Source organism: Acinetobacter sp. YH12041 (assembly GCF_013419975.1).
GTDB lineage: Bacteria > Pseudomonadota > Gammaproteobacteria > Pseudomonadales > Moraxellaceae > Acinetobacter.
Map to the genome: position 1 here is coordinate 20896 of NZ_VOZC01000016.1, position 17051 is coordinate 37946.

Genomic DNA, 17051 nt, shown 5'->3' on the forward strand with positions numbered 1-17051 from the left:
CGAGGCTCTCTTTTTTTATGAGGTTTTAGTCGTGATTGTATTTTCTTTTCTTGCCTGAAGGATATTAAAGCCTATCGCAATAATCACCATGATGGTGCCGATAATATCGGTCATGGTCTCAGGGACAATCATCATGAGTGCACCAACCCCCAAGAAAATGCGCCAGAACCAGTTCATGCTAGCTTTAAAATACCCTTCGACTGAAGCGCCAAGTGCCAGAATGCCGACAATGGATGTTACGGTAATGCTTAAAATGACATTCCATGCCGGTAAGGCAAATTCTTTGGCATTCACGGCAATATCTGTTGTATCAATCATCAGCATCGCCGGGTTATAGACAAACAGGAAGGGCACAATAAATCCGGCTAGGGATAGGCGCAAGGCCAGGAATCCAGTCCGCATTGGGTCACCACCTGCAATCCCGGCACCAGCAAAGGCGGCTAAGGCAACTGGTGGGGTAATATTGGCAAACAGGCCAAAATAAAACACAAACATATGCGCGACTAGGATTGGAATATCAAAGTTGGCCAAAGCAGGTGCTGCCATCGTCGCGGTAATGATATAGGCAGGAATCGATGGTAGACCCATGCCCAGAATCATCGATGCAATCATGGTGAAGAACAGGGTGAGGAACAGACTGCCAGCACCAATACTCATGATTGAAGAAGTCATGACAGAACCAAAGCTAGTCAAACTCACCACACCAATAATGATACCCACGACCGCACAGGCAGCCATCACTGAAAGTGACTGCTTGGCGCCATCAGCCAAAGCCTCCAGAATTTCCTTAGGTCCCATACGGGTAGATTTTCTGAATGCTGCCACCACAATGGTCAACAAAATTGTATAAACAGCGGCATAACTCACTGGAATCGACTGGAATAAAAAGAATACCAAAGCAACGATTGGAAATAATAAATGTCCTCGTTCTTTCAGGACTTGTTTGACTCGTGGTAGGTCAGCTTTGGGAACGCCTTTCAGATGATCCCGACCAGCTCTGAAATGGACTTGTGCCATCACACCGAGATAATACAGCAGGGCAGGTAATACCGCAGCTAAGGCAATCGTGCCATAACTGACACCCGTGGTTTCTGCCATGATGAAGGCACTGGCACCCATTACTGGCGGCAAGATCTGCCCGCCGACAGAAGCACTGGCTTCCACTGCACCGGCAAAGTTTTTGTGATAGCCAATTTTCTTCATTAAAGGAATGGTAAATGAACCTGTTCCTACGACATTGGCAACCGCCGTCCCGTTGATACTGCCCATAAAACCGCTGGAAATCACCGCAACTTTGGCAGGGCCACCTTGCTTATGCCCGGCAAGTGCCATGGCCAGATCATTGAATAATTTTCCCATTCCCGATTTCGCCAGAAAGGCACCAAACAGAATAAACAGGAAAATGAAGGTGACCGAAGCGCCAATGGCTGAGGAATATAAACCTTCAGTTTTTAGGTACATTTGCCCAAAGATGTCACTGAATGTATAGGGTCGGGTCAGCAAGCGATCCGGCATCCATTCAAAATGACTGACAAATGGATAACTCAAGAAAATCAGTCCCAGGATCGGCAACATCCAGCCCATCACCCTTCGAGCAGCCTCAACCACCAATACTACTGTCATAATCGAGAAGACAATGTCCAGCGTATTGGGAATGCCTCCCCGAGTGGTCATAATCGCTTGATACTCTTTAAATAAATAAAAGAAAGAAACAAAAGAGGCAATGACCCAAATCCAGTCCGTCCATGCTACCTTTTGCCGGCTACTGGCCTGACGTGCTGGATACAACAAGAAAATCAGCGCCAGACCAATGGATACATGCGCCGCACGCTGGATCAGTTCGGGTAAGGGATTAAAAGTAATATAAAGATGAAATAAAGAATAGGATATTGCCAGGGCAGCAATAAACCAGCGAACCGATTTGTTATTCGGGTTGCGAGTGACAGATTCACGGTCAAATTTTTCTAATAATTCTTGTTGCTGTTGATCATCCAGTGCTTCGGTCACATTTCTTGTTTCTTGTGGATTCATAGGCAATCATTTAAACCTCTTTTTTTCCATAGGCTGTCTTTTCTTATAGAAAGTTGTACCGTGCTGTAGTCGGGAAAATCCTGATAAATATTCCAGATCCGATCAGCACTCTCAATTTGTCCCTGCATTCTGCGTGAAATGACCCAGTTGAGTTCTTTCATCTCTCGGTTGATTTGCATATGGATGTTGCCATCATACTGTCGAGTAATAGTACCTTGATCAGGTGTACCCGCACCAAATGAAATGAACTGAGTATCTGTCAGAATGAAATGGTCCTTGTCTAGAAGATAACGTTCTTTCCACTGTGTTCTTTCTACCGAATGCATCCAGCTGAGCTGAAAAGATTTCTGGTCAATTTTGCACTGAAAATTTTGCTCTTTCACTTCCACAAAAATATACGGAAATGTCATCCAAACATAGGTAATAAAAAAAGCAGCCAAACTAAAAAGTGCAGCAATCGCTGCACCTTGTATCCATTTCATCAGTTCGCTTTATTCTCATCATAGAATTTTTGCGCGCCCGGATGCAGTTGAGCAACCAGACCTTTTTGTGCACCTTCTAAAGTGATTTCTTTAGCAGCCTGATGTGAATTGGCGAGTTGATCCAAGCTGGAGAAGAACGTCTTGGTTAGCTTATATACATCATCTGTAGAGAGATCAGAACGAACCACCAGCGCATTCATGATCGCAGCTGTAGGAATATCTTCAGCATTGCCATAGGTCCCTTTAGGAATGGTCATTGGCAGGAAATACGCCTGATCTTTGGCAATCGCTTTCACTTTATCTGGATTAATACTCACCAGTTGTAGATCAAAGCCCTGTTGCAGCTCCATCAGTGAAGAGTTTGGAAGACCACTGGTCAGGAAGGCTGCATCCAGTTTGCCACCTTTTAAAGCATCCGCCGCTTCAGCATAACCCAGATAATCTACTTTGACATCCTTATAAGTGATACCAAAACTGTTCAATAGAGTACGGGCATTCACTTCTACACCTGAATTCTGGGCGCCCACTGCAATACGTTTGCCTTTGAGATCTTCAATATTTTTGATACCAGAGCGCTTTGAAGTGACAATCTGTACATAGTTTGGATAAAGTGCTGCGATTTGCTGAACGTTGTCAATCTTAGTGCTAAAGCTGCCTTGGCCATTAATCGCTTCAGTTAAGCTGTCGCTCATGACAAAGGCCATTTCAACTTTGTTCTGTTTCAACAAATTCAGATTCTCGACAGAAGCCCCAGTGGTCTGGGTTTTGGAACTCACGCCGTAGGTCTTGTTATAGATTTCAGCCAATCCTGTCCCGATGACATTATAAGGACCTGAGGCACCGCCTGTCGCAATATTGACAAATCGGGTTTGCAGTTTATCTGCAGCTACGCTCTCGCCAGATGCAGCCTGATTATCTGATTTATTTTGTGCATTATCATTAGAGCAAGCAACTACGCCTGCTAACGCTAAACTCATGACTGAAAGTTTGATCCATTTATTCATATATGACTCCTGATATTATTCTTTAGTTCTTAAAATATAATTAAAACAACAATATACTAAACCGTCTGGATGTTAAAAAAATGTGAATTATCAATTGTTGTCCTTGTACAATTTAACAGCAATTATTTTATCTGAATACCTTTAATAGCATTTTTTTCAAAAATTTACTTTATCAATATGTTGAACAAATTGAGCAAGATAGACATCTTAAATGGAGAGTGGAAATTTAATCATTAGGAGTTAGGTAAAAGTTGCTCCCATCATCAAATCTTTCTATAGAAGTGCCCAAAGTTTATACGCAAGAGCAGGGATTTTTAGTTAGTTAAAATTCAATCAAAGGTTACCAGAAATAATGATTTCAAGGTTTTGGATGATTTTCCTTTCATGGTATAGAGACTAGTATTTCAGGAATTTTAAGTCCGAATACTCTATTGAAACTTCTACTTTTATAGCAATTTTATTATGAGCTTATAGCTTTATAAATTGACAAAATTGACTGAAAATAAGATTTCTTGTATTTCTATCTAATTATATGAAATTAATTAAAAAAATAAGAAAATATAAAAATTTTTAATATGTTCTCTTACAATTATTTTTTTGCAGATTTGACCAGATTATTTTATGCTTAATACCTAAGAGCGAGGTCAAACTATGATTTCATGGTTATTTATTGGTTTAGTGGCAGCCATTCTATTAACACCGGGCCCAACCAATACTTTATTGGCATCGTCAGGTATTCAAGTTGGATTTAGAAAAACTTTTCGCCTTATTCCTGCAGAAGCTTTCGGCTATCTCATTGCAATTACATTTTGGGGCTTTTTGATTGGTAAAATCTCGGTCTATTTACCGGAATTACCTCATATTCTCAAACTCTGTAGTGCTGCTTATATTCTATTTTTAGCTTTAAAATTATGGCGTACCGCAGAACTTGATGAAAACTTTTAATGTATTTCGATTCGGGCACGAGAACTATTTTTTGCGACTTTGTTGAATCCTAAGGCATTATTATTTGCTTCGGCCATTTTCCCGGTCATTGTGTGGAAAAGCAGTCAATATTATGTGACTTATATGCTGGCATTCTTGGCATTACTTATTCCTATCGCATTTTTCTGGACTTTTTTAGGTAGCTTATTGGCCAGAAAAAACAATCGCTGGCTGAATCAAAAGAACTTACAAAAGACCGCTTCCATTATTTTAATGAGCTTTTCTGTACCTTTATCCTATTCAGCACTCCTCAGTCTTTAAACCTGAAAAAGCAGCTAAATTTCCTGAAATTTAGCTGTCAGAATTTCGCTTATTTTCATTAGTGTCAATTTCAGTTAAAGTACGTCGCAATTACTTATTTTTAAGATTTTTGGATTATATCAATGGCAATTAAGTCTGATCGTTGGATTCGCGAAATGAGCGAAAAACACGGCATGATTGAACCGTATGCAGAAAACCAGATTCGTCTGGATGAAAATGGTCAAAAGCTGATTTCTTATGGTGTTTCAAGCTATGGCTATGACGTGCGATGTGCGCGTGAGTTTAAAGTATTCACCAATGTTCACTCTGCAATTGTCGATCCGAAAAACTTTGACGAAAAAAGCTTTATCGATATTGAATCGGATGTTTGTATCATTCCACCCAACTCATTTGCATTGGCACGTACAGTAGAATACTTCCGTATTCCACGAAATGTACTGACCGTTTGCTTGGGTAAGTCAACCTATGCACGTTGCGGTATTATCGTGAATGTGACCCCACTTGAACCTGAGTGGGAAGGTCATGTCACGCTGGAGTTTTCAAATACAACTAACCTGCCTGCACGTATTTATGCGGGTGAAGGTGTCGCTCAAATGCTGTTCTTCGAATCAGACGAAGTTTGTGAAACCTCATATAAAGATCGTGGTGGTAAATACCAAGGGCAGACAGGCGTTACTTTGCCTAAAGCTTAATAGTTTTAAAGCATTTAATAAGCGAGGCTAATGCCTCGCTTATTTTTTTTGCTGTTTCATTCATCGGAAACTCGGGGTTTTTAGTCTTTTGGCTTTGGTAATCCTGCTAAAAATAAGCATAATGAAGAATGAATATATAAAAAAGATGTGCCAAGCATCATAAAAATCAAAAATTGAAGGCTGGGAAGCTGAAGGATAAAGATGCGGAGCATCAGATAAGAAGGATAGGTCGAGATGGCTCAAATAAAAGCTAAATTTCAATTTCGTAAAAGCTATTTGGCAATGATGATCGGTTTAGGATTATTGCCATCTGCACATGCAATGCAGGAATTAACTGATTCTTCTCTTTCTGATACTACCGGTGAAGGTGTTGCCCTGGTACTTGATGACTTTAAAATGGTTTTTCAGGCACCGAGTGATGCTTCCAGTGGTTCAAGCTATGCACGAGGTATTGCCAATCCAGGTCAGGCAGACACTGGCTTTATTCGTATTATTCCGACTGGAGAGAACTATGCTCAGTTAGGTGAGCGTGCCTATAACAAAGTCTATGATCGAGTGTATGCAAGTAGCTATTTAAATGGTATCAGTGCAAATGCCAATCTTTATCAAACGACTTATGACAATAGTGTTAGTACCTATAAAACTCAAAACTATAATACGACTTTAACTGCAATCCGTAATGAAATTGGTGCAAGTGCGCGTAGTGGTATTGTGGAAGAATATCGTAATTCGACATTAATGCAGCAATATTATCAGCAGCGTTATGAGGATTATTATGACGGTACAATTATTACAGGATTAAAAAGTGACGGAACAACATCTCATACTTTAACTGCATGGCAAAAAGATAAATCTGTCGAATATGCATTAAAAAATACCTATGAAATGATCGAATTGTTATATGGAAACAAGGTAACCACTCCATTAAATAATACTTGGACTCAACAAGCGGGTACCCGAACCAATGCTATTGATTCAAGAGTTACTACAGTTGTAGAGAATGCGACACAAGAAAAATTAGCAATTGAAGCTGATAGGTATGCACTGATTCAGGCAAAAAATGCAGTGACTGCTATGGAGCAGGCGGTTAAAGCGAGCGCAACAACAGCGGCCAAAGAAGCTGCAATGGGTGCCTCAGTCAGTACGCTACGTACGAAGGCTGATGTATTTATCTATGGTTTAGCTTTATCAAAAAGTGATAACTCACTCAGTAGCCGCTATAGCAATCAGGGGTTTAATTGGGGAACAGCCAGCAATCCTTGGTTATTTCATGCCGGAGCCGAAACAGTAAAACAGTTTACGGATACGGGAAAAGAAGTTGGCTATCTAGCTTTGGAAGCACCTCTTGCAACAGTTGCTGCAAATGAAGCAGATAATAATATTAAGCTTGGTTTCTGGACTGATATTTTCTCACGTTCTTTAAATTCAAGTAATACCGTAGATTATGCTACTGGAGCACCTACTTCAGGCTTAGATATTTCTGAACGTTTTCGTGCACAGTTTATTGCTAATGGCTTGAGCATGAACGGTTCGCAAGTCCGATTATTTCAAACCCTTACATCGCCTGATCTTGCATATAGTCAAACCTTGGGCCTGGCGAGTCTGATCCGACTCAATACTAATGATGATCCCTCTACTTTGACCAGTGATTCAAACAATTTGAACAGTAAAGGGATTCGTATTAGTAGTGCAGCAAAAGAGAATAATCTTGATGGAGATGGTCCGACTCCTGCTTTAAATGGCTCTGCAGCTCCTATATTTCATGATACCGAGGGATTGTATTTATATAGCCCGAATATCAATTTGGTACTAGGAAGTATGTATCAGCCTTTTGTTGTGGGTTCGGAAGGAAATAATATTATTTTGGAAGTGACACGTATTCCTAAAATTCCAGATATTTACAACCGGATTTATCAGCGTTATCCAGATGGAAAAGGTGGCTTTTTAGGATCAGAAGCACTTTTAGGCTCTACATGTAATGTATATACGTGTGGTACTGAAATTAAAGCTCAAGCTTCAGATAGCATTGCCTTGTATCAAGGACGCGATGCAACTCACAGTAGTATCGCCATTGGTTCTGTTGAACGTATTGCCAATACTAATATGCTGAAGGCAAAAGATGATAATAATGCTACTGGTGTGGTATTTAGGGGGGCTACTGATAACTCAATGAGGAATTTTGGTTCAGCAGTGATTGATGGTGTGTTGATTCAACATCTAAAAATAAAAACTACAGGTCTATAAAGGAATAGGGCAATGTTGAAAAAGTTAATGCTTGCTACAGTTCTTGGGATTTCTTTTGCGACACAAGCCGGCTTGGTCAGTCTTGATCCGCAGCAAATGACAGCGGAAACGGGTCAAGGCGGAGCAGATTTAAGCTGGACCTTGTCACTCAACCATCAATACGCTACTGATTTAACGAAATCTCAAATTTCTGAAACGGTCGCTAATAAGTTAGAGGTGTATTACAAGCCAACAACAGATTGTGGAATTAACACCTTGTTTTGTCGCTTGGCTATTTCTCCGAACAATCATGTTGATGCTCAAGGCAATAAAAAATGGCTGGTATTTAAAGGCATACAAGGCACCCTGCAAATTGATAAGTTTTCTATCGATGGCACTACAATTACTAATGTGGCAGGCGATCCTCAAACAGCCATGAAAATCACTTTTTATGATGATAAACCTTTAAAAATCAGAAACTTGGGTTTTAATACTTTGGCTATTGAAACCGGAACCGGTGAGGGCGATAAAGAAGGCTATGCCAATTCAGAGAAGTATACGACCTTCACCAATCGTGTTTATAAAGCGGACGGTACATATACCACTGCCTCTGCAGACGTTCCGGAATTTGACCGTGGACGTGAGAAGGGGTTTATGGGTCTCAATATGCACGGCAACATGCACATGTCAGGAAACTTAAAAATATTTGGCTTTAACTGCTCAGCTGGGAGTGCACAAAGCCGTTGCTAACTGCATGGATGCAGTATAGGGATGAAAGAATGAAAAAAATAAAATCACAAATTAAATTATTAACGGCATGTGTCTGTTTAGCACAGCATAGTTATGCACTAGAGCTGATTGAAGAACAAGAATTGGGTCATATCACTGGTCAAGACGGTATTACGATTACACACGAGGTATCAAAAGTAGAAGTTGAACAGCTCAATTGGTATGACCCGAATGCTGATGTAAATACCAAGATGGGACTGGGATTGCATAAAGTAGAAATCTTAGGCAAAGATCAAAATGCGATTTTAAGCCAGCTTAAGTTTGATGTCGGTGCGACCGATGCTGGTGCAGGGATCCGTCTAGAAGCAAGCGTAGCTCCCTTTAGTGCCAATGCAGATTTTAAACTTGTGAGTAAGGATTGTGTTGGAACAAGCTGTGTCGAAAACAATCAAAATTTGGGCAAATTAGGTCTTGCGATTGATAGTCCATTTAAAATGGTGCTTCATACGACAGCAGGTTTATTCAATAAGAATGAAACAGCTACTATCGATTTCAATTTGCAAGATGCCACGATCAAACATACTTTAGGTACAAATAGCTTAGTTCTAGATAACTTTAATTTTAACTTCGCTGGTACGGGCTATATGTATATAGACCCGACACAAGGCATCGTACTCTCCAGTAAAAGTGGCACACAAGACCATCTAATTAATTTAAAACCAGTGGCTGTAGGAACAACTGGTGCGCAAACAGCTGGATTAAACTTTGATTTACGCTATCAGAATGGAGATGGCGATTTAAAAAATATCATGCGCTATGGTATTTCGGGTGCAGTGAGTAATGCACGTTTGTCGTTAGGTGCCGATCAGTCAAAACTGAATTCTTTTGATATAAGTAATAAAGTTGGTGGTGTGCTGACGCGACAAGATCAGAGTGTTTCAAGCTATAACGCAGGTGAAGGTGGCTTGCATCTTGGTTTATCAGCTGATTTTACCAATCAGGAAGTGGCAGCAGCACAGGGTTTAAAGCCAACGACTTTGGAAATTGGTCATACGGGTAAAGGAAGCTATGCAGTTCAGTTTAATGAATTACGTTCATTAACTGGAAAGAATAATGCTTATATTGATTTTGGCGATATTTATATCAATACAATTCAGGCACAGAGCCTAGAATTTTTAGTTAATGACAATATTAAGTCAACGCTTAGACGAAGTAATCCGATTTTGCAGCAAACTTTAAGCAGTACGTCTGCTAATCAGGACTTTGCACTAATCGCCATACGGGGTATGGATTTCCAGTCGATTGCAGCCAAAGCAAATTTTATTTCTAATGATACTGGTGTTATTTCCGGGAATAGTGGTTCTTGGGGAATTGGTATTCCAATTTACAACCTGAATGCCAATGTTGCCTTGTCGGGTACAAAATATGACGGTGACAAGAATGGTATTGCCTATAACGTGATGGCATCAACTGAAGGTTATGGAAAGGATGCCAAAACTGGAGCACCAAGTACAACTTCAATTCTTTTAATTGATGGTGGTGTAGAGAATGGCCATGCGCGAAACTATTATGCTGGCCTTCGAAATATTGATGCCTTTATTGAATCCAAAGGGGTTATTGGTTATGAAGATGAAGGCATCTATGTAAAAGCTGATAAATTGCTGATCGCAGCTAAAGCTGAAGTGGCAATTGGCCAATTACCGGGATCTAAATATAACTGTGTATCAGGCAATAAATGTGATCAGTTTGTTCCTGATGACAACTTTTCTAAACGCGATGATGTATTAACAACAATTGCCATGATGCTTGATGGTAGTGGTGAGTTAATGATTATTCCGGGACTGGATGTAGCAGGCGAAAATTATTTATCGTTGGATGCAAACTTTAAGTTCCGAACATTAACTTCTACAGAAAAAGGTGATGTTAATAATCTTGGTAGTTATTTTAGTCTGATTAATGAAGATGTAGATAGCACAGGTGCAGTTCATACTTCTGCGATTAACTTTAATCGTATGGAAGGGAATTTAGGATTAATCACCAAAATAGGCGTGAGTGAAGATACTGTTACTTTAGATAATCAAATTAAATTTAATAAAGATCAGAAGATTATCGAGCCGTTTAGAACCAACATGGCCATGACCACAAATGGCAATATGCAGAATATAGCAACAATTGCACTCACAGGCGGAACCATGCGCAGTACGCTAGGCATTACACCGCGCTGAAATAAGGGATGATTTCATGAAAAAAATAATATTGAATAGCTTGATTGTCACTTTAATGGGCCTTACTCAACAGGCGATGGCAATGACAGCCTTAGACGATGAGGCTTTATCGGCAGTTGATGCACAGGCCTTATTAAATTTGGAAAATGCTTATGATTCATCACAAGGGATTAACTTCCATAAGCTAAGTATTGAAGCTTTAATGGAACTGAACATTAATATCAAAACTTTGCAGCTCGGTTGTGGTGGAACTAATAACAGTATTGGGAATACTAATGGTTGTGATATTGATATTTCTAACTTGGCTTTGAGTGGCTTAAATACCTCTCTTGATGATAAAGGTAACCCTGTCTTTTCAGGCGACCGTGCTAATACCAGTGCCAGTGTGAGTAATCCCTTTGTTGAGTTTGCAATTAAAAATGGTGGAAGTGCTTCTACCCGTGAAGTGGTCGGTTTTCGTCTAGGTGCAGATAAAATTGTCGGACTCTTAACCATGGGGACTGACAACATCGAAAATCCGAATGATGGCCTCAAAAGTTTTAGTGGTTATATGAAAATGGCGCAAACCACTGGTGAGTCTGTTACAAAAGCGGGAACCTTTGGTATTGCAAATGATGAAAAAATCTCAGGGAATCTAAAGGCTTTAGGACAAACACGTACTTTTACCAGTAAGCCAGGTGCTGATGGCCATACCGGGATTACAGTGCCTTCCATGCGGGTAGACTTTACTATGCCAGAAACTGTCGTGACTGGGCAACGCTTAAAGTCAGCGACTGTAAGTAATATCCGTTCTACTATTGCTTCGATTCCATTAGCAAAGGCTTTAACGGGTTCAACTTTGCCAAGTGATGTGATTGGTACACCAGATTTTTCAAAAGATAAGCTGTATGTAGAGTTTGATCCATTAATTGGATTTCTTAATTTAGGAACACATTCTTTCTTTCAAATGGGTGCTGGTTCAAGTCTGGATAACCTGAATATGGACATCACCTTTGTTCAGGCTCTGAATATGATCCATAATATTCCATTAAATGGTACAGGCGGTTATTTGTCTTTACAGAGTCAGAATGTGCATTGGCAAGGTGCGGATGCGGCTGATATTGCCAAACCAGGCTGGTGGTTATCGTTTAAAGATCCGATTCAACTGGGTGTATTAAAAACCACAGATGAAGTTGATATTTCATTCGTGTTACCTCAGGTAGCAACTGCAATTTCTGAGTTTCTGTTACGTCCTGAAAACCTGATCGATGTCAGTGTTGGTGAAGCTTTAGGATCTCTTGCGAATGTAGCCGTGGTTCGTAAACTGAATATTGATGTGGGTAAATTTACCAATTATGCAACAGGTACTCCTGCAACTTTAACCTTAATGGATAAGCTGTTACAGAATCAGAATGTGACCTCAAACTGCTTTGGCGGGCATAAGTTCTGCTAATTCAGACATATAAAAAATCCCGCTCTAGGCGGGATTTTTTATTGATTCAGAAAAGATTATTTAGCAATTTTTGCCAGTAGTTCTTCTTTCGAAAGATTTACTGATTCTGCATCACGGCGACCTTTATATTCAAAAGTACCTGCATCCAGACCTTTTTCACCAATCACAATGCGATGTGGAATACCCGTCAATTCAAGATCAGAGAATTTCACACCTGGACGCTCGTTACGGTCATCAAGCAGTACGTCAAAACCAGCAGCTTGCAGTTCTGCATATAAGCTTTCAGCAGCTTCTAAAGTGCGAGGTGATTTATGCGCATTCATTGGCACAATTGCTACTTCAAATGGAGCGATCGCAGCCGGCCAGATGATACCTTTTTCATCGTAGTTTTGCTCAATTGCAGATGCTACGACACGTGTCACACCGATACCATAACAACCCATCGTTACAGTGAATGGTTTGCCATCTTCACCTAAGACTTTACAGCCTAAAGCTTCAGAGTATTTTTTGCCTAACTGGAAGATATGACCCACTTCGATACCACGTTTGATTTGAAGTGTACCTTTACCATCTGGAGAAGGATCGCCTTCAACCACATTACGCAGGTCATAAACTTCACTAAACTGCGCATCACGTTCCCAGTTCACGCCAGTTGCGTGCTTGTCTGCTTCGTTTGCACCTGCGACGAAGTCAGAAAGTACAGAAGCAGCACGGTCAACAATCACTGTTAGGCCTTTTTCTACTAAGCCTTGTGGACCTACAAAACCAGCAGTCAAACCTAGTTCAGCAAGTTGAGCTTCAGTAGCAAAAGCCAAAGGCGCAGCAATTTTTGGATGCTTTTCGGCTTTAATTTCATTCAGTTCATGGTCACCACGAAGGAACAGGGCAACGACAGGAGCTACTTTACCTTCTTCAGCTGCAACGCCTTGAACCAGTAATGTCTTTACTGAATGCGCAGGATCAGTACCAAGGAAATTGGATACATCAGCAATGGTTTTTTGGTTTGGGGTATCAACTAATTTCAGTTCTTGAGTCGGAGCAGCACGTTCACCCACCAGAATAGCCTCAGCCATTTCGATGTTAGCCGCATAATCAGATTCAGTTGAGAAGGCGATATCATCTTCACCACTTGAAGCCAAGACGTGGAATTCGTGTGAACCTGAACCACCGATTGAACCGGTATCCGCTTGTACTGGACGGAAATCTAAACCTAAACGGGTAAAGATCTTGCAATATGCTTCGTACATTGTGTCGTAAGTTTCTTGCAGAGATTCCTGATCGGCATGGAAAGAATAGGCATCTTTCATGATGAATTCACGTGAGCGCATTACGCCAAAACGAGGACGAATTTCGTCACGGAACTTGGTTTGAACCTGGTAGAAGTTTGCAGGCAATTGTTTGTAACTTTTTAGCTCATTACGTGCCAGATCAGTGATCACTTCTTCGTGTGTTGGACCAAGTACGAAATCATTGGTATGACGATCTTTAAAACGTAATAGTTCAGGACCGTATTGCACATAACGACCAGACTCTTCCCAAAGAGAAGCTGGTTGGGTTACAGGCATCAAGACTTCGAGTGAACCCGCGTTATTCATCTCTTCGCGAACGATCGCTGCAACTTTATTTAATACGCGAACGCCCATCGGCAGCCAGGTGTACAAACCTGAAGCCAACTTACGAATCATACCGGCACGAAGCATCAGCTGATGTGAAATGACTTCAGCATCGTTCGGGGTTTCTCTCAACGTTGCAAATAAAAAGCGACTCGCGCGCATGGAAACTGTCCTAAAAAATTAAGCGTTAAAGCAGAGATTATACAATAAAAAATGAGGTGAACATTCTTGAACGTCACCTCATTGTGATGGTTTAAATTATGCCATGATTTTACGGGCTTGGCGCAGCATAAAATTCTTAAGGTCATCCAGGTAAGTGAAAATCACTGGAACCACGACCAGCGTCAGCAGGGTAGAAGTAATTACCCCGCCGATCACGGCATGTGCCATCGGCGCACTTTGTTCACCACCTTCACCTAAGCCCAGAGCGAGCGGCACCATTCCCATGACCATGGCACTGGTGGTCATCAGAATTGGACGTAAACGGGTTTTGCCAGCATTTAGAATCGCATCATACCGGGCTTCACCCCGATCCATGGCTTTCTTGATGAAGTCGATAAGCAGAATCGCATTTTTGGTCACTAGGCCCATCAACATGATAATCCCGATAATCGAAAACAGGTTCATGGTCGAATTAAACAGGAACAGCGCCAGGAATACACCAATTAATGACAAGGGTAATGAAGCCATAATGGCAGCAGGGTGAATAAAGCTGTTGAACTGTGAACCCAGCACAATATAAATAAATACAATCGACAGGGTAATCGCAGTGAGCGCATAACCTGCGGATTCTGCCATATCTGCATTGGCACCTTGGGTATCAAAACTATAACCCGGCGGCATGTCGAAATTATCCTGAAGTCTGCTGATATCGGTACCGATGTCACCTGCAGGGCGTCCAGAGGTATTGGCTTCAACCAGTACCTCACGTGCCAGATCTCGACGATTAATCTGAGAAGCGCCTAGTTTTTCCTCAAAATTCGCGACGCTAGAAAGCGGGATCAAGATCGGCTGATTATTGCCATCCATTTTAGATGAAGTGATATACATATTTTGCAGGTCACTTGGCAGGGTGCGCCGGTCTTCGGTCAGGCGTAAATTAACATCATAGGTTTCACCTTTTTCATCCTGCCAAGTGGTGACATCATCACCGGCAATCAGTGGGCGAACCACATTGGCAATTTGATTGACTGACAAACCAAGATCACTGGCCAGAACGCGATTGATCTGTACACCTAAGGTCGGTTTTGGCTCTTTCAGGGATGTTTCCAGATCGACAATGCCATCAATTTTAGCCATTTCGACCATAAAGCGATCGGAAATCTTTTGTAGTTCATTCAAATCCGGCCCTTTGATCGAAATCATAATCGGCTTTTGACCACCCGATACGGTTTCATCCGCGGAAGCGATTGAGGTAATGGTAATACCGCCTACAGACTGTAAACGTTGACGGAATTCATTATTGAGATCATTCAAGCTTTTCTCGCGTTCAGTCCGCGGAGTCACAGTGACACGTAAGCTGACATGGTTTTTACCGCGATCGGTCACACCATTAATTACCCCGTAAGTTGCACGTACATCAGGATGCTGACGTACGATTTTATCGACCTGTTGTAGTTTGGCTTGTGAATATTCCAGTGAAGCATCGACTGGGGTTTCAAACTTGATCCGGATTTCACCTTTATCTGGTACGGGCACAAACTCGGTACCAATCAGTTTCGACAGGGCTAAAGCGCCAAACAAAGATGCCACTGCAATCACAATAGTAATGAATCTAAAGCGTAAAGCCAGTTTCAACAGCTTTTCATAGACATGACTTAAATTGTCTAATTTGCCGGAAATCCAGTTAAAAAAGCGTTTAATTCGTCCCGGCTTTTTATTTGGATCTTTCTTCTTTTCTGCCCAATGCGCAGATAGCATCGGATCTAGAGTAAAACTGACAAACATGGAAATCAGAACGGCGGTACTTACTGTCACACCGAACTGATAAAAGAAACGCCCAATAATTCCACCCATAAAGGCGACAGGCAAGAATACCGCGACAATTGTCAGGGTTGTTGCCAGAACGGCAAGACCAATTTCTTTGGTACCGTCCAGCGCAGCAGTGACATGGTTTTTACCCATATCGGTATGCCGTACGATATTTTCCCGTACTACAATCGCATCATCAATCAGCAAACCGATACTTAAAGACAGGGCCAATAGGGTCATCATGTTAATACTGAACCCAAAAGCCCAGATAAAGGTCAAAGTTCCGAGCAAGGCGATCGGCAAAGTGAGGCCAGTAATGACCGTTGAGCGGAAAGAACCTAAAAATAACAAAACAATTAGGACAGCAAGAACCGCACCTTCAATAATGGTACGCGCCACATCACCAATAGTGCCACGGATACTTTTTGAAGAATCCACCACAACTTTTAAGGTGGTGCCTTGTGGCAGTTGGGCTTTGATGTTTTCAAGGGTTTTGTAGGTACTGTCTACTACTTCAATAACATTAGAATCAGAACTACGCAGTATATCAACTGCAACTGCAGCTTTGCCATCCAGAAAAGCACCAGTTTCAAGTTCTGCCTGACTATCTTCAATTTCTGCGACCTGTTTCAGAAAGATCGGTGCACCATTTTTATTGGCAATGACCAGATCGCCAAAGGCGAGGGGATGCAGGACTTTAGAATTGATCTCGATCACCAGTTCCGAATTGCCGGATTTTAATGTACCGCCCGGAACTTCGATATTTTCAGATTTCAGAGTATTAATGACGCTATCCACGCCAATGCCAAAAGCTTGCAGCTTCTGTGGTTCAACCTGAATGCGAATCTGGCGCTGTGCATCACCAAGAAGGTTGACTGTACCTACTCCCGGAACAGTCCTCAGTTGTGGAACAATGCGCTGATCCAGATAGGAACTCAGTGCTTTTAATCCCATATTGTCGGACTCAAATACGATCGACATGATTGCATTGGCAGTTGGATCATAACGCTCGACAACTGGTTCCTGAATTTCATCACGGAATTCGGCGGTGACTGAGGCAATTTTGTCACGGACATCCTGTGCCGCCGTGGTAGAAGGAACTTCCAGATTGAATTCGGCCGTAATCATCGACAGGCCTTCACTGGATTGTGAAATTACCTGTTTTAAACCAGAAATAGTATTGATCTGGTCTTCAAGTTTTTTGGTAATTTCCGATTCAACGGTTTCTGGAGAAGCGCCTGGATAGTTGGTATAAATCACCACAAAGGGAAAGTCGACATCCGGAAATTCTTCTACACCCATGCGCTGCCAGGAAGCTAGTCCAAGCACCATCAAACAGAACATCATCATAATGGTGAAGACGGGATACTTCACACTAATTCGGGTAAACCACATATTAATGAT

10 protein-coding genes and 1 pseudogene are annotated in these 17051 nt (G+C 41.5%); 6 read left to right on the top strand and 5 right to left on the bottom strand.

The genetic code is table 11. The annotated features are described in order from the left end of the window. Positions 1 to 15: 15 nt before the first annotated feature. The 3 genes from FTU00_RS11940 to FTU00_RS11950 are packed head-to-tail and all read right to left on the bottom strand — an operon-like array spanning position 16 to position 3517. On the bottom strand, positions 16 to 2031 hold the full coding sequence (locus FTU00_RS11940; protein ID WP_180179768.1) for a TRAP transporter permease: 2016 nt from the start codon (positions 2029 to 2031) through the stop codon (positions 16 to 18). Continuing rightward, complete coding sequence (locus tag FTU00_RS11945) at positions 2028 to 2513, bottom strand: DUF1850 domain-containing protein (RefSeq protein ID WP_180179769.1); 486 nt, start codon at positions 2511 to 2513, stop codon at positions 2028 to 2030. Before FTU00_RS11945 ends, FTU00_RS11940 begins: the two co-directional genes overlap by 4 nt. Continuing rightward, positions 2513 to 3517 carry a TAXI family TRAP transporter solute-binding subunit gene (locus FTU00_RS11950; RefSeq protein ID WP_180179770.1) on the bottom strand — a complete coding sequence of 335 codons (1005 nt, stop codon included), beginning with the start codon at positions 3515 to 3517 and terminating at the stop codon, positions 2513 to 2515. The genes FTU00_RS11945 and FTU00_RS11950 overlap by 1 nt, the downstream gene beginning before the upstream one ends. A 651-nt stretch (positions 3518 to 4168) precedes the next feature. Here FTU00_RS11950 and FTU00_RS11955 point away from each other — a divergent pair. The 6 genes and pseudogenes from FTU00_RS11955 (at position 4169) to FTU00_RS11980 (ending at position 12063) form a co-directional block, all read left to right on the top strand. Next, positions 4169 to 4762: pseudogene (locus tag FTU00_RS11955) on the top strand (LysE family translocator). Between the two features lie 122 nt (positions 4763 to 4884). Then, positions 4885 to 5454, top strand: a complete 570-nt coding sequence (dcd, locus tag FTU00_RS11960; protein ID WP_004785008.1) for a dCTP deaminase — start codon at positions 4885 to 4887, stop codon at positions 5452 to 5454. A 234-nt stretch (positions 5455 to 5688) separates the two neighbouring features. Next, positions 5689 to 7698 carry a hypothetical protein gene (locus FTU00_RS11965; protein WP_180179771.1) on the top strand — a complete coding sequence of 670 codons (2010 nt, stop codon included), beginning with the start codon at positions 5689 to 5691 and terminating at the stop codon, positions 7696 to 7698. A 12-nt stretch (positions 7699 to 7710) separates the two neighbouring features. Beyond that, the gene (locus FTU00_RS11970; RefSeq protein ID WP_159123364.1) at positions 7711 to 8427 is read left to right on the top strand and encodes a hypothetical protein; all 717 of its coding nucleotides are present in this window, start codon (positions 7711 to 7713) and stop codon (positions 8425 to 8427) included. Between the two features lie 29 nt (positions 8428 to 8456). Beyond that, the gene (locus FTU00_RS11975; RefSeq protein ID WP_180179772.1) at positions 8457 to 10631 is read left to right on the top strand and encodes a DUF6160 family protein; all 2175 of its coding nucleotides are present in this window, start codon (positions 8457 to 8459) and stop codon (positions 10629 to 10631) included. Between the two features lie 16 nt (positions 10632 to 10647). Next, positions 10648 to 12063: a hypothetical protein gene (locus tag FTU00_RS11980; protein ID WP_180014546.1), complete on the top strand. Its 1416-nt coding sequence runs from the start codon at positions 10648 to 10650 to the stop codon at positions 12061 to 12063. A gap of 56 nt (positions 12064 to 12119) precedes the next feature. Here the strand turns inward: FTU00_RS11980 and FTU00_RS11985 are convergent, their stop codons facing one another. Both FTU00_RS11985 and FTU00_RS11990 read right to left on the bottom strand, forming a co-directional pair. Then, the gene (locus FTU00_RS11985; protein ID WP_180179773.1) at positions 12120 to 13838 is read right to left on the bottom strand and encodes a proline--tRNA ligase; all 1719 of its coding nucleotides are present in this window, start codon (positions 13836 to 13838) and stop codon (positions 12120 to 12122) included. Between the two features lie 96 nt (positions 13839 to 13934). Further along, complete coding sequence (locus FTU00_RS11990; RefSeq protein ID WP_180179774.1) at positions 13935 to 17042, bottom strand: efflux RND transporter permease subunit; 3108 nt, start codon at positions 17040 to 17042, stop codon at positions 13935 to 13937. Positions 17043 to 17051 lie beyond the last annotated feature (9 nt).